General features: G+C 38.6%; 13 protein-coding genes and 1 other RNA gene. 8 read left to right on the forward strand and 6 right to left on the reverse strand.

Features of this window, described 5'->3' with window-relative positions:
- Positions 1–729 carry an RNA methyltransferase gene (locus tag F777_RS0107705; RefSeq protein WP_026751535.1) on the forward strand — a complete coding sequence of 243 codons (729 nt, stop codon included), beginning with the start codon at positions 1–3 and terminating at the stop codon, positions 727–729.
- A 50-nt stretch (positions 730–779) separates the two neighbouring features.
- Here F777_RS0107705 and F777_RS0107710 read toward each other — a convergent pair whose 3' ends face one another.
- On the reverse strand, positions 780–2012 hold the full coding sequence (locus F777_RS0107710) for an ABC transporter permease (protein ID WP_026751536.1): 1233 nt from the start codon (positions 2010–2012) through the stop codon (positions 780–782).
- 63 nt (positions 2013–2075) lie between these two features.
- On the opposite strand from F777_RS0107710, the gene F777_RS0107715 reads away from it, so the two are divergent.
- The 4 genes from F777_RS0107715 (at position 2076) to F777_RS16115 (ending at position 6561) form a co-directional block, all read left to right on the forward strand.
- Positions 2076–3353: a type IX secretion system plug protein gene (locus F777_RS0107715; RefSeq protein WP_152530889.1), complete on the forward strand. Its 1278-nt coding sequence runs from the start codon at positions 2076–2078 to the stop codon at positions 3351–3353.
- Positions 3354–3421: 68 nt separating this feature from the next.
- Positions 3422–3625 carry a cold-shock protein gene (locus F777_RS0107720; protein ID WP_026751538.1) on the forward strand — a complete coding sequence of 68 codons (204 nt, stop codon included), beginning with the start codon at positions 3422–3424 and terminating at the stop codon, positions 3623–3625.
- A 90-nt stretch (positions 3626–3715) separates the two neighbouring features.
- On the forward strand, positions 3716–4537 hold the full coding sequence (locus tag F777_RS0107725; protein WP_026751539.1) for a purine-nucleoside phosphorylase: 822 nt from the start codon (positions 3716–3718) through the stop codon (positions 4535–4537).
- A 17-nt stretch (positions 4538–4554) separates the two neighbouring features.
- Positions 4555–6561 (forward strand): putative porin, encoded by a 2007-nt coding sequence (locus F777_RS16115; RefSeq protein WP_081720486.1) that lies wholly within the window; start codon positions 4555–4557, stop codon positions 6559–6561.
- Here F777_RS16115 and F777_RS0107735 read toward each other — a convergent pair.
- From F777_RS0107735 to F777_RS0107745, 3 genes are all read right to left on the reverse strand, one after another.
- Positions 6558–7769: a 4-hydroxy-3-methylbut-2-enyl diphosphate reductase gene (locus F777_RS0107735; RefSeq protein WP_026751540.1), complete on the reverse strand. Its 1212-nt coding sequence runs from the start codon at positions 7767–7769 to the stop codon at positions 6558–6560. The two genes, F777_RS16115 and F777_RS0107735, sit on opposite strands and share 4 nt — an antisense overlap.
- A 70-nt stretch (positions 7770–7839) precedes the next feature.
- Positions 7840–8436 carry a pseudouridine synthase gene (locus F777_RS16120; protein WP_037369231.1) on the reverse strand — a complete coding sequence of 199 codons (597 nt, stop codon included), beginning with the start codon at positions 8434–8436 and terminating at the stop codon, positions 7840–7842.
- Positions 8436–10265: a HAMP domain-containing sensor histidine kinase gene (locus F777_RS0107745; protein ID WP_081720487.1), complete on the reverse strand. Its 1830-nt coding sequence runs from the start codon at positions 10263–10265 to the stop codon at positions 8436–8438. The genes F777_RS16120 and F777_RS0107745 overlap by 1 nt, the downstream gene beginning before the upstream one ends.
- Before the next feature lie 62 nt (positions 10266–10327).
- Here F777_RS0107745 and F777_RS0107750 point away from each other — a divergent pair, with 62 nt between their 5' ends.
- The gene (locus F777_RS0107750; RefSeq protein WP_026751542.1) at positions 10328–12241 is read left to right on the forward strand and encodes an ABC-F family ATP-binding cassette domain-containing protein; all 1914 of its coding nucleotides are present in this window, start codon (positions 10328–10330) and stop codon (positions 12239–12241) included.
- A gap of 4 nt (positions 12242–12245) precedes the next feature.
- Here F777_RS0107750 and F777_RS16125 read toward each other — a convergent pair whose 3' ends face one another.
- Positions 12246–12680, reverse strand: a complete 435-nt coding sequence (locus F777_RS16125) for an FKBP-type peptidyl-prolyl cis-trans isomerase (RefSeq protein ID WP_051408504.1) — start codon at positions 12678–12680, stop codon at positions 12246–12248.
- A gap of 48 nt (positions 12681–12728) precedes the next feature.
- Between F777_RS16125 and ffs the strand changes: the two genes are divergently transcribed.
- An RNA gene (gene ffs / locus F777_RS17605) (signal recognition particle sRNA small type) lies at positions 12729–12828 on the forward strand.
- Positions 12829–12845: 17 nt separating this feature from the next.
- Entirely contained in the window at positions 12846–13496 is a 651-nt protein-coding gene (gene fsa, locus F777_RS0107760; protein WP_026751543.1) for a fructose-6-phosphate aldolase, read from the forward strand.
- Here fsa and F777_RS0107765 read toward each other — a convergent pair whose 3' ends face one another.
- On the reverse strand, positions 13497–14174 hold the full coding sequence (locus F777_RS0107765; RefSeq protein ID WP_026751544.1) for a DNA alkylation repair protein: 678 nt from the start codon (positions 14172–14174) through the stop codon (positions 13497–13499). It lies immediately after the preceding gene.
- Between the last annotated feature and the right edge of the window lie 38 nt (positions 14175–14212).

Below are 14212 nucleotides of genomic sequence, written 5' to 3' on the forward strand. Positions count from 1 at the left end.
ATGTTAAGCAAGAATGAAGCCAAATATATTCAAAGTTTGTTCCATAAAAAACAAAGGGATGCTTTAAACTTGTTTATTGTAGAGGGAGTAAAGGGAGTAGATGAGCTTTTGAAGAGTCCCATACAGGTGCAGAAAATTTATGCACTGGACAATTGGGAACATCCCAACATGAATAAAGCTCCCCTTGTCAGAATAAGCGAATCGGCCTTACATCAAATAAGCTTACTTCAAACACCCAACAAAGTGCTGGCTATAGCATCTCAGCCGGAAATGGTTCTACAAGCGCCAGTAAAAGGTCAATGGACCCTGGCATTGGATGGAATAAAAGATCCGGGCAATATGGGTACATTAATAAGAATAGCGGATTGGTTTGGAATTAGGCAAATTGTAGCTTCAAAGGATTCTGTTGAAGTTTTCAATCCTAAAGTGATTCAAAGTACGATGGGAAGCTTCGCTAGGGTTTCTGTTGGGTATACTTCGTTGGTAGAATATCTGAGTAAATCAGCACTACCTGTTCTGGGAGCTTTGTTAAACGGGAATTCAGTTTATCAGCAATCTGCATTGAGCGAAGGGGTACTGTTGATTGGTAATGAATCCAATGGAATCAGCGAAAATTTACTACCATTGGTTAATATACCCGTTAGTATTCCAAGAATAGGGGGAGCAGAATCACTGAACGCTGGAGTGGCCGGAGGAATCTTACTCTCTCATCTTTTAAAGCCGTCCTGATTATTTTGATGCATGATTTCATCAGGAATATTAAACTGCACGCCTTTATATTATCTGAACTGTATAGCTTGTATAGGCTTGATTTTTTTTACCAGAAGTGCCGGCAAAAGCAGAATGGTAAAAGACAAAATCCAAGTAGCAAAACAAACCAATATTATCTGCCACCAAATAATTAAAACAGGGGCTTCCTTTACGTAGTAAGCTGATTCGTCCAGTTTGATGAAGCCAGTGCGCTGTTGTAATAGCACCGTACCCATGCCCACAATGAATCCCCATATAACGCCTTTAAAGGCAATATTGCCGGCATGGTATAAAAAGATTTCTATGATTTGCCTGTCTCTGGCACCCAGTGCTTTCAGGATGCCAATCATGGGGGTTCTTTCTAAAATTAAAATCAGCAGGCAGGTAACCAGATTGATGATGGCAACAATTGCCATGATAATGAAAATTACATCCCTGTTCATATTCTGAATCTGCAGCCAGTCAAATATATTGGGATAAATAGAAGCAACTGTTCTGCTCATCCATTCAGTAGGTAATTCATTTTGTAAAACCTGATTTACCGAATCTGGCTGAACCCCTTCTTTTATAAATATTTCATATCCGCCAATCTGATCCGGTTCCCACAGATTCAGTCTGGCTATCAACCGAAGATCCGTAAGCATGAATAGCTTATCGTATTCTTCAATTCCTGTTTTATAAAGTCCTATTACTTTTAATTTTCTATAGGTAGTCTGGGCAGTTTCATTGCCCACAAAATAAAGAGTTACGGTATCGTTGAGGCGAATATTCAGCAAACGGGCTATCTGTTCAGAAATGATGATTTCCCTGCTGTAAATGCTGTCTGAAAATCCCAGCCATTTCCCCTCCGTAATAAAAGGTTTGATTAATGAGCTGTCATAAGTTGATTCAACTCCTTTCAGTAATATGCCTTCTATATTTTGTTGATAAGAAAGTACGGCCGACTTGGTGGCAAAAGCCTGGTGTCTTAGTACCCCAGGCTGTTTATCCAGCAAATCTTCTATTTGCTGGTTTTTACTGATGGGCAATTCCTCTGCCATTAGTGATTTGTCCGGTTCAAAATGCTGTACGCGAATATGCCCCCAGAAGTTAAATACTTTTTGTGCAACCGTCTGTTGAAATCCATTCACAAAACAAATAGTTATAATCATAGCTGCAACACCTACTGCAGTTGCTCCAACAGACAACCGGATAATAAAACGGGAAAAGGTTTGCTTGTGATTAGCAGCTAATTTCTGAGCGATATAGGCTGGAAAATTCAAACGGTATAATTTTTGAAGTATTCAAAGCTACTAATAATACAATTGTTTCTGTAAGTTTAATCTATGATGAAATTCATTTACACAATGCTACTGCTTTTGATGTGCAGTTTTGTGATGGCCCAAATTAAGCCCGATTATATTTATAATCCCAGTATAAAAACCCCAAAATTGTTCCCGCTAAACAATCAATTGGGACTTCCTATTATTCAATTGAATTCATCCGACCAATTGGAGCTTCATTTTGACGATCTGGGCAATTATCCTAAAAACTATTTTTATACTTTTCAATTGTGCAATGCAGATTGGTCGGAAGCACAATGGAGCCCTTTCGATTATATCAGAGGGTTTCAGCAAAGCAGAATTAGCCAGTATCGTATTTCATCAATTGCACAGGTGCAATATGTACATTATCAGGTTAATTTACCCGAACGATCCTGTGTGCCAACCAGAAGCGGTAATTATATCTTAAAAGTTTTTCAGGATGCGGATACCTCTAAGTTATTGTTTACTAAGCGTTTTTATGTGGTAGACAATAAAGTGGGTATTGCGGCACAAATGCAGCAGCCATTCAATGCATCTCAACATAGGACGCATCAGAAAATTCAATTGTCGGTAAATACATCTACGCTTCAGGCAATTCAACCCCAGCAGATTCAGACAACCATATTGCAGAATGGAAGGTGGGACAATGCCTCGCAGAAATTGGTTCCTTCTTTTATTCGCGGGAATATACTTGAATACAATGCAGAACAGGATTGTTTATTTCCAGCAGGTAAAGAGTATCGTTGGATTGATTTAAGAAGTTTGCGTTTCGAAAGTGATCGCATAGAGAGAATCAGCAGAACCCATATTCCTGTAACAGTGTATGCTAAAACAGATGCAATCAGAACCGGGGTTCGATATTTATGGTATAGGGATTTGAATGGTTTTTTTGACATTTCCACAACAGAGTCTATCAATCCATGGTGGCAGTCTGATTATGCTGAAGTTGAATTTACACTGGCTACCGAAAATCGTCAGCCACTTAAACAGCCAGTATATTTAATGGGAGAGTTAACCGGAAATCAATTGAGCGATAGTTCGCTGATGGAATTTGATGAGCGTAAAATGGTCTATTACAAGCGATTAACTTTAAAGCAAGGGTTTTATAGTTATCAATATGTTGTTAAGGATGGTAACAACCAGCATCCGGTTGCAACCTATGATTTTACAGAGGGGAATTATTGGGAAACAGAGAATAACTATACTATTCTGGTGTATTACCGCCCCTTTGGTGGAAGACACGATGAATTAGTTGGATTAAGGCAAATCAGCAGTATTCAGCCTAATTTGAGACTTTAACAATTAAGTTTAGGCAGGGCAGGTATTAAAGTGTACCTTTGCAGTATTATTTATTTACAATTTTTACAATGGACACACAAATTCAAGGAACTGTAAAGTTCTTTAACGAAGAAAAAGGTTTTGGTTTTATTAAGCATGATGATTCCAACAAAGAAACTTTTGTACATGCAAATGGTTTAATCGACCAGATTGAAGCTAACGATAAAGTTATCTTTGATGTGCAGGAAGGAAGAAAAGGTTTGAATGCAGTAAATGTAAAACGTTTAAGCTAGTCTTAAATTACATACCTTATCAGAGGCCATCAACTTTCCGTTGATGGCCTTATTTTTTATCAGCGTATATTTGTCGCCTAATTTCTTATTATGTCAGTTTTAATGAATCAACTGAAAGAAGCAGCCGCTTTTATAGGTTCAAAAGTCAATCAAAAGGCCAATATTGGAATTGTTCTAGGTAGTGGTTTAGGTAATCTTTCCAAGGAAATTAAAGTGGAGATTTCTATTCCTTATTCAGAAATACCTCATTTCCCGGTAAGTACCGTAGAAGGGCATGGGGGGAGTTTATTATTTGGAGAACTAAGTGGAAAAAAAGTGTGGGTGATGAGTGGAAGGTTTCATTTTTATGAAGGGTATACACCTCACCAGGTTACCTTTCCGGTTAGAGTCATGCATTTATTAGGGGTAAAAACCTTGTTTCTTTCAAATGCAGCAGGGGGGGTGAATACTGACTTTAACGTAGGTGATTTAATGGTGATTACCGATCATATCAGCCTTTTTGTGGTAAATCCATTATTGGGTAAAAACGAGGAGGAGCTGGGTACCCGTTTCCCCGATATGAGTGAGCCTTATAGTAAGGCATTAATTGCAAAAGCAATGCAAATTGCTGCTGAGAATCAGATTGAATTAAAAAAAGGAGTTTATACAGGTGTAACCGGACCCACATTTGAAACAAGAGCAGAGTATAAAATGATACATGCTTTAGGAGGAGATGCAGTAGGAATGAGCACTGTTCAAGAAAATATTGTTGCGGTGCATTGTGGTATGAAAGTATTTGCTACCAGTGTGATTACCGATTTAGGCATCAGAGAAGAGGAAAATGTAATTACGCATGAGGAAGTATTGGAAGCAGCAACAGCAGCAGAACCGAAACTTACTTTATTGTTCAAGGAATTGATCCGTAGTTTATAAGTTATTACCCCTTTTGCATGATGAAGCGCAGAACCATTCTTGGATTACTATTGCTGCTATTCGTTCTTACGGATGCAGAATGGGGATGGGCGCAGGGATTCAGACCGGGTATGGGCTCTTTTCCAGCTGGAGGCAATATGATGCAGCAAATGGGTACCCGAAAATCGAAAATGGATTCTTTGCAGAAAAGAGACTTGTTGGCAGACTCCATAACCATTTTTTATAAATCATTTGATTCAACAAGAAACCGAGGAATGGATTCCTCCATCAATGATTTTACTACCCGGTTTCCTTTGCCCTATACCCATTATCATATGGGTAATTTGGGATCAGCAGCCAGGTCTATGTTGTTCAGCCCTTTAATGAAAACGGGCTTTGATGCTGGTTTTCATGCATTTGATATTTATAAGTTCACCCTAGAAAATACAAGGTTTTATCAAACAACCCGACCCTACACAGAATTAGGGTATTTATTAGGAGCCAAAGCTGAACAGCTGATAGATTTAAAGCATACACAGAACCGGAAGTCAAATTTTAATTTTGGATTTGAATACCGATTCAGTAACTCACCCGGGGCTTTAAAAAACCAAAATGCAAGTCATAATAATTTCAGATTTACTTCTCATTATCAGTCTAATAACAGGCAATACGAGATCTTCTTTCTTTATATTTCCAATAAGTCATCTGTTTCTGAAAACGGTGGTTTGGTAGATGTTAAAAAACTGGATAGCCTGGCACTAAACGATCCCTATGAATTAGAGACAAGATTGGGAAGATCCGGTGCTGCTATCCGAAATCCCTTTAATACCAATGTTAGCACAGGGCATTTACAAAGGGACAATATGCTCTTGATCCGTCATCATTATGATTTAGGTAAAAAAGATTCACTGGTAACTGATACAGCTACTTATAAAATATTTTACCCTCGTTTCAGAATAGAACACACATTAAAATATCAGCAACAACTTGGTCATTTTTTTGACAACAATGTAGATTCCTTACGTTATCTCAATTACTTTAATTACAGAACCCGGAATGGTCAGTATTTTCAATTTAAGGATAGCTGGAAGATACTTACGAATGAATTTGCCCTGATCAGCTTCCCGGATAAAACCAATCAAAGTCAATTTTTAAAAGCAGCAATTGCAGTTCAGCAAATCAGCGGCAATTTTGATACGATTAGTTCTATAAAACTAAATAATATATACGCCATAGGTGAATACCGCAACAGAACCAAGAATCAGGTATGGGATCTGGAGGCAAAAGGGGAGTTGTATCTGAATGGATATAATTCGGGAGATTACAGCGCACTGGTGAGTATGAAAAGATTGTTGGGTAAAAAAATCGGGTACCTGAATATTGGGTTACACAATATAAATAGAACCCCTTCCTTTATTTTTAATGACCAGAGTAGGTTCCCGGTTCAAAACAGAACTGGTTTCAATAAGGAAAATATTGTAAAGTTTTTTGGGGTGTATGAGAATCCGGCAAAAGCCATAAGGGTATCGGCAGAGTATAGTCTGGTAAGCAATTACCTGTACTTTGATAGTTTTTTTGCAGCCAAACAGGAAGCTACGCTGTTTAATGTATTGCAGCTGGGCATATTTAAGAAATTTAAGTTGGCCAGAAATTGGAATTGGTATACGGAAATACATGCGCAGAAAACAGTGGGTACGGCACCTGTTAATTTACCTTTGATTCTAACAAGAAACAGATTGGCATTTGAAGGTAATTTTTACACTAATTTATTCCTGTCTACAGGTTTAGAAATCAGGTATAATACTCCTTTTAAAGCGGATGGGTACAGCCCGCTTTTAGGTCAGTTTTTCTATCAGAACAGTCAGACTTTTAATAACAGGCCAGATATGCACGCTTTTCTTCATTTCAGAATCAAAAGCTTTAAAGGGTTTATTCGTTTTGAAAACCTGAACACCTTGTTTTCCAAAGTAAATCTGCTTTCCGATCAATATCCAGCACAAGGGGTTTGGAATAGAATTGGTATCTGGTGGAATTTTGTAAACTAATCTACTGAGTCTTTTAGTTCAACTCCGTAAAACATTCCCAGTTTTCTGATTACTGCTTCTACAACGGCATCAGGGCAGCTTGCTCCGCTGGTCATAACGATATTGACGGGTTCCTTTTTTGGAAGATAATTTTCAATTTGGGTAAATTCCTTTGTTTGCCAATTGCAATGAAGTATATTTTCCTTGTTAATCAGTTTGTCGGGGCCATCAATAAAGTAAGTTGGATATCTGGCTTCACAAAGTTCTACCAGATGAGAACTATTACTGCTATTGTGCCCTCCGATTACAATGGCAAGATCTGCTTCGGTATCCAGCATTCCTTTTACTGCAGACTGGTTGTCATTGGTAGCATAACACAATGTATCTCGGGTATCTGCAAAATGATTAGCAATTGTGTCGCTGTTTAATTGGTAGTGCTTTATAAGTATTGATTTCAAATAATCAGAAATGGCCTGGGTATCAGTAGCCAGTTGGGTAGTCTGGTTAACCACTCCAATTTTCTGCAGGTCTTTTTCTACATTAAATCCTTCGGAATATTTTCCTTTAAACGCCGTATAGAAATCTTCCGGATTATTTTCACCTGTAATAAATTTGGCCAATTCTATGGTTTCGGCCATGTCGTTTACAATTACAGTTGGTGTATTGGCAGATGCATGCGAAAAAGTAGCCCTTGTTTCTTCGTGCTTGGGTTTTCCATGAACTACAATGCTGTATCCTTTGGCTGCAATTTGTTCACTCCTGTTCCAGACTTTTTCTACAAACGGGCAGGTAGTATTGTATTTTTCAATGGCAATGCCCTTTGCTTTTAATAAAGCTTCTATTTCCAGCGTGGTACCGAAAGCCGGTATGATGACTACATCATCTGCCTGCAGGGAATCGAATGGTATAATTTGTTTGCCATAAGTGTCCTGAAGAAATTGTACCCCACGTTCTATTAAATCCTTGTTCACCTGTGGATTGTGAATCATTTCACTAAGTAGAAAGATTCTTTTTCCCGGGTTTTGTTCGATCGTATTGAAGGCAATTTCAATGGCATTTTCAACCCCGTAACAGAAGCCAAAATGTCTTGCAAGAAATATATTTACAGATCCCATTTTAACAAGGGTGGGGCTGAAATCTTTTTTCAGTTTATCGGCGGCTTTCCTGCTTTCCTTAATTCGGCTGATAAAGTTACTTCGGTATATATTCGGTATGGTGAATTGCTTCATGGTATATAAACCGCAAAAATACGAAATAGTTCGTTGATGGGCTTAGCCTGACCCGCCTATTCGTCCCGACTCAGTAATCGATGATATTCAATCCTCCAAAGAATTCCTGCTCTGTAAGCTCATTTATGCAACCCGGAGCCAGGTTTCCCAAATGCAGGTTTTCAATACGGACCCTCACCAATCTCTTGCATTTTAGTCCAACCGCGGTAAGCATTTTTCTTACCTGATGAAACTTGCCTTCTGAAAGGCTTATGCTTATCCAGTTATGAGGAACCCTTTCTGAAGGAATATAATCACTGTTAAACTGAATTAATGGCGGATCGACCAGTCTGACCGAACAAGGGCGGGTTGTATAAAAAACTTCGTTCCCGGTTCGAATAGGAACTCCCTGACTTAACTGAGTTAATTGGTTCTGACTAACCTTGCTATTAACCAATACATGATATTCTCTCAAATGTGGAGTTGCTCCTTGAAAAAGAAGTCTTGTTACTTTCTTGTTGGTAGTTAACAGTAAAAGTCCTTCTGAATGCTGGTCTAGTCTTCCAATGGCATGGATCCCTTCCGGAAAATTGAAATGCAAATTTCCCAGTAAAGGAACAGCGTGACTGCTTTTAAATTGAGAAACCATATTACATGGTTTGTTCAATATGTAGTAGTAGTGCTGCATCAATCTCCTCTTCCAACTAATGGAAATAATAAATTCACGGTAGTGCCTTCTCCCTGCAAGCTTTCAATTTCAATATTGCCATTCATTTTATTCATGAAATCCTTGCACAATACAAGCCCTAAGCCAATTCCCTTTTCATTGGCAGTGCCAAATGTAGAATAACTTACATTATCCTGGAACAAACGGGATAAAGCTTCCGGAGACAGGCCAACCCCTGAATCTTTAATGATAACAAATGCATTGTATTTGTTGCGCTTGGTATTGATATCAATAATGCCGCCTTCATTCGTGAATTTAATGGCATTGCTGATAATATTCCTGATAATAAAGGCTGTCATGTTTTTATCGGCCCAGATGAGCTGACTATGAATGTAGGGTCTGATTCTGATTTTTTTGTTAAGGGCGCTTTGGTTCAGAATTGATATAGTATCCGTAATAATCTGAGCCAGATCAATAGGTTGAAGATTCATTTGAATTTCTCCGGTTTGAGACCTAGACCACATTAGCAGCCCATCCAGCATCTCAACCACTTTTTTCACATGTGTATTTAAATTACTGGATACGAATTCAATTTCTGCTTCACTGAAGTTTTTAAAGTTGTCTTTGTAATAGTCCAGGAAACTGATAATGCTGCTAAGTGGCGCACGCATATCATGCGAAATGATTGATAAGAATTTATCTTTCTGTGCACTGATCATTTTCAATGTTTCCTCATTTTCCAGCAACTGATGATTTTTAGCCTGTAAACTTTCCGATTTGTCTTGAATAATTTTAATAGATCTTCTGATTTTCCGGATAGCCAGGTTAAAATTAATTGCCAGCTGACCAATCTCATCCATTCGCATTTCATCTATAAAATCAGGATTGATATCATCTTTGAATTTCGTGGCCACCACTTCTTTTGTGGCCTTATTCAGTTCAATAATTGGCCGGGTAATTTCCATTGAAATAAGGTAGCTCAACAATAAACCAGCAATTAGCGTTACGCCTATCAGGCCATAAAAAATAAGTTCAATACGACTTAGATCTTCTTCATACAACTGGTTAATAGATTGTAAGGCAGCTTCTATTTGTTCATCATTACTTCTGCTCTGTTTAATTAATTCATTTTGCAGGCCTTCTTCATCAGAGCCTCCAATACTTCTCTCCAGTTTAACTATTCTAACGAATGTTTTACGATACTCATCCAGAATAATTTCAGTAGTTGGATTGTTTTCGTAAACAAATATGAGTTTACGTGCCAAAGAATCAAAAGAAATAGCAGCAGTCTGGCTTTTTTTGGTAAAGTAATCATTGGAAAGTTGTTCGAGCCTGCTCAAATCTGCTTCTGAAATCAGCCGGTTATCCTTAAGTTCTTTTTTGTGTTTCAATAGCGCCCCCATTAAACCCTGTTCACCAATGCCCAATTGTTTTACTGAATCTACCATTCTTTCAAAAAACACTTCCTGGGCATGAATATTTCTGGTAATGGATAAGAGCTTTTCAGCGATATGAGGTTTGGTGGCAATTTTGTTTTCATTAATAGCAATCAGGCTACTGTCTATTTGCTTAACCAATTGCTGATAATGGATAACCGCATTGGAAGATCCGGTAATATGAAAACTTTCAGAGAAGCGATCGGTGGTTAAAAAAATCTGTCTGGCTGCTGCCTGCTTTCCTATATGAGTTCTTATTTTGTCTAACTGAGCTATCATTTGGTGAATGATCAGTCTTTTGTCATTTATTTTTACTGATATCACAATGATTAAAAGGGTAATCAATAGGATCAGAAAATGAGACAGAAAAAGCTTATTTCGTATGCTTAAGTTCCTTAAATGGGTTTTGATCATTTCTTTTTAAACTAGGTTCAGTGTTTCTCGGAATTAGCGTCTAAGATACTTAGTTTTGCAAGATGCACTATGTTTCAGTTGAAGGTTTAACCAAAAGCTACGGTATAAACCCCCTTTTCAAGAATATTTCTTTTCATATTAACGAAGGTGATAAAATTGCCCTGATTGCCAGAAATGGAATTGGGAAATCTACTATGCTGCGCATTCTGGCTGGTCTGGAAACACCCGATGCCGGAAAAGTATGGATTCACAAGGATGTAACCGTTGCTCTGTTTGAGCAAGATCCCCAGTTTGAAGAATCCTGGTCGGTGCTGGAAAATATCTTCCACTTGAATCACCCTATAATCAATGCAATTAAAAAATACGAAGCTGCTATAGAAGCGGAAGATGCCATTGGGATAACGGAAGGCATTGAAGCGATGGACAATTTAAGTGCCTGGGATTTTGAAGCCAAAGTGAAGCAAATCCTTGAAAAGCTGAATATTCATCACCTGACCAATCCAGTAAAAGACCTTAGCGGCGGTCAACGAAAAAGAGTGGCCCTGGCGAAAACCCTTATCGACATTGGATTTGCCCACCAGCATACTTTGTTGATTATGGATGAACCCACGAATCACCTGGATGTTGAAATGATTGAATGGCTGGAACATTATCTCTCACAGGAAAAGGTGACACTGCTGCTGGTAAGCCACGATCGGTATTTCCTGGATGCAACCTGTGAGGAAATCTGGGAGCTGGAAAGGGAAAATCTATATGTTTATAAGGGAGATTACGAACAATATATGGAGCAGAAAGCTGCCCGAATTGAAAGTGAACAGGCCAGTATTGATAAAGCCAGAAATACCTATAGAAAGGAACTGGAATGGATGCGAAAGCAACCCAAGGCCAGAACTACCAAGAGTAAAAGCAGGCAAGACAATTTTTATGAAGTAGAAGCCAAAGCCAAGCAAAAGATTGAAGATGCTCAACTGCAGTTACAGGTTAAAATGAGCAGACTGGGAGGGAAAGTTGTAGAGTTGAAGAAAGTGTATAAGAGCTATGGCGACTTATCTATTCTGAAAGGCTTTGATTATCAGTTCAGTAAAGGAGAAAGAATTGGGATAGTCGGGAAAAATGGCGTTGGGAAATCTACTTTTTTGAACATACTACAGGGAATTGAGCCGGTAGACAGTGGCAAAATAAATATTGGCGATACTGTTGTATTTGGAAATTTTTCTCAGCAGGGGTTGGTGTTTAAGGAAAATATCAGAGTGATTGAATACGTGAAAAGTTTTGCAGAGAATTTTCCATTGGCGGACGGAACTACTTTAAGTGCAGCCCAGTTTCTGGAGTTATTTTTATTTACGCCTGATAAGCAATACACTTTTTTGAATTCATTAAGTGGGGGGGAGAAAAAACGCCTACAGTTGCTGGTTGTTTTATTCCGAAATCCCAACTTCCTGATATTGGATGAACCTACCAATGACCTGGATTTACCTACGTTGGCGGTACTTGAGAATTTTTTAATAGACTATCCTGGTTGTATATTGATTGTATCTCACGACCGCTATTTCATGGATAGGCTGGTAGATCACTTATTTGTATTTGAAGGCAATGCAGAAGTAAGGGATTTTCCTGGCAACTATACACAGTACAGACTTTGGCTAAAGGAAAATGAGAAGAAAGAGCAGAAATGGGATGATCTAGAAGCTAACAAACGTAAAGGGGCTAGTACCGAAGAAATTGTAACCAAACAAACCACTACAACGGCTGCTCCTGTAAAAAAGGTTTTAAGTTATAAGGAGAAAAGAGAACTGGAAACCCTGGAAAAGGAAATGCCTTTATTGGAAAAAGAAAAAGAAGAAATAACGGCGAAGATGAGTGCTGGTGATGCAGATTATGCTAGCATGCAAAAAATGGGAGAGCGTTTGTTACAAATTGAAAAAGAGCTGGAAGCAAAAGAAACCCGCTGGCTGGAGCTCAGCGAGTTTCAGTAAGATGCTAGATAAAACTAATTAATTCTACTTCAAAAATCAATGTGCTGTTGGGGCCTATTTGTGCACTAACCTGACGATCCCCATATCCCAAATGCGGAGGGATGAAAAAGCGCCACTTGCTACCTGTTGGCATCAGTTGTAATCCCTCTGTCCAGCCTTTAATAACCATATTAAGCGGGAAGGATGCGGGACGGCCCCTTTGTACAGAACTATCGAAAATTGTTCCATTAATTAATGTGCCATGATAATGACAGGTAACTTCATTACTGGCAGTTGGCTTGGGGCCTGTACCTTGCGTTATAATCTCATATTGCAAACCACTGGGTAGTTCTACAACCCCTTCCTTCACTTTATTGGCTGCTAAAAAAGCCTGCCCTTCTTTTAAATTTGCCGCTGCTTTTTCGGCTTTTAATTGTGCTAACTGATCTGCTACACCCATAAATAATTTTTTTTCAAAGGTAAGCAATCAATCCTTACTTTTGCGCCGTGGCAGGTCTTGCACGACCAGCTCCTGCTGAACCTCCCCAGGGCAGGAATGCAGCAAGGATAAGCGGTTGTAGCGGTGCGATGCGAGTAGCCTGCCATATTTTTTAACTCCACTTTTATGAAGTTTTTCATTGACACAGGTAACCTTGCACAAATTAAAGAAGCCAACGATTTAGGAATTCTGGATGGGGTAACTACCAATCCTTCCCTGATGGCGAAAGAAGGCGTTAAAGGCGAAGAAGCCATTGCGCAACATTACAAAACCATCTGTGAACTGGTAGACGGGGATGTGAGTGCGGAAGTTCTTTCCACAGATTTTGCCACGATGGTGGAAGAAGGGAAAAAACTGGCTGCCATTCATCCGAATATTGTGGTGAAAGTTCCTGTAATCAAAGACGGAATTAAAGCCATCAAGTGGTTTGCAGATAATGGAATCCGCACCAACTGTACCTTAATTTTCTCTGCTGGCCAGGCAATTTTGGCAGCTAAAGCAGGTGCAACCTATGTATCTCCTTTCATAGGCCGTGTGGATGACAGTGGTTGGGATGGCATGGAGTTGATTGGACAGTTAAGACATATTTTTGATGTACAACAATACAAAACTGAAATACTAGCTGCTTCTATCAGAAGTCCATTACATATTATTAAAGCAGCTGAATTAGGAGCTGATATCTGCACTTGCCCATTGGATTCTATCGTAGGTCTGTTGAAGCATCCTTTAACTGATATTGGTCTTGCTAAGTTTTTGGAAGACGCAAAGAAAATGTAATCAGTTATTTGCAATAATTCTTTTGATAGCCTCTCTTTTACTAAGAGGGGCTATTTTATTTTTGGCAACAAAATTAATAACCCAATCAGGATCGGTTTTGCTGTATTCCCGTAGTGCCCAACCAATGGCTTTTTGAACAAAGAACTCTTTGGCATCTTTATGGTTCAGAATGTATTTTTTTAATAATCGGGTATCGGTTTTGCTTTTGTAGGATCGCTGAAATAAAATACTGCTTCTCTGTAACCAGATATTGTCTGATTGATTCCATTTCTCTGTAACAGAAATAATTTGGTCGGGATACAATGAAAAATAGTGGGGTATCCAGTCGCTTCCAATCCCATCAACAGTATCCCACCAGCTTTTCTTTGTTAAGCAGGATTCAATCACATCAATTGATTTTAATTCCCATAGGGAGTGATGATGCCTGAATACATCAATGGCAGCATATTGCCATTCTCTTTCTTTGAATGACCACATTTTAAAAATAATTTCCGAAAGTTCCTTATGGGAACTGAGGGTTTTTGTTTTTAAAAAGGATTTAACTATAGCATCTCTTTCAGGTGTTTTGATTCCAAAAAAATCAAATTGATTGAGCATATATGCTTTCATGCCAAAGCTATTCTGCGGTTTGGCTGCCTTTATAAATAATCCTTCTAATTCTTTTAAATATTTTGACATAGTATGTGTATCAACTAAATTAATGGTTTATTTTACTG

The organism is Sediminibacterium sp. C3 (assembly GCF_000508085.1).
In the GTDB taxonomy this organism is placed as follows: Bacteria; Bacteroidota; Bacteroidia; order Chitinophagales; family Chitinophagaceae; genus Sediminibacterium.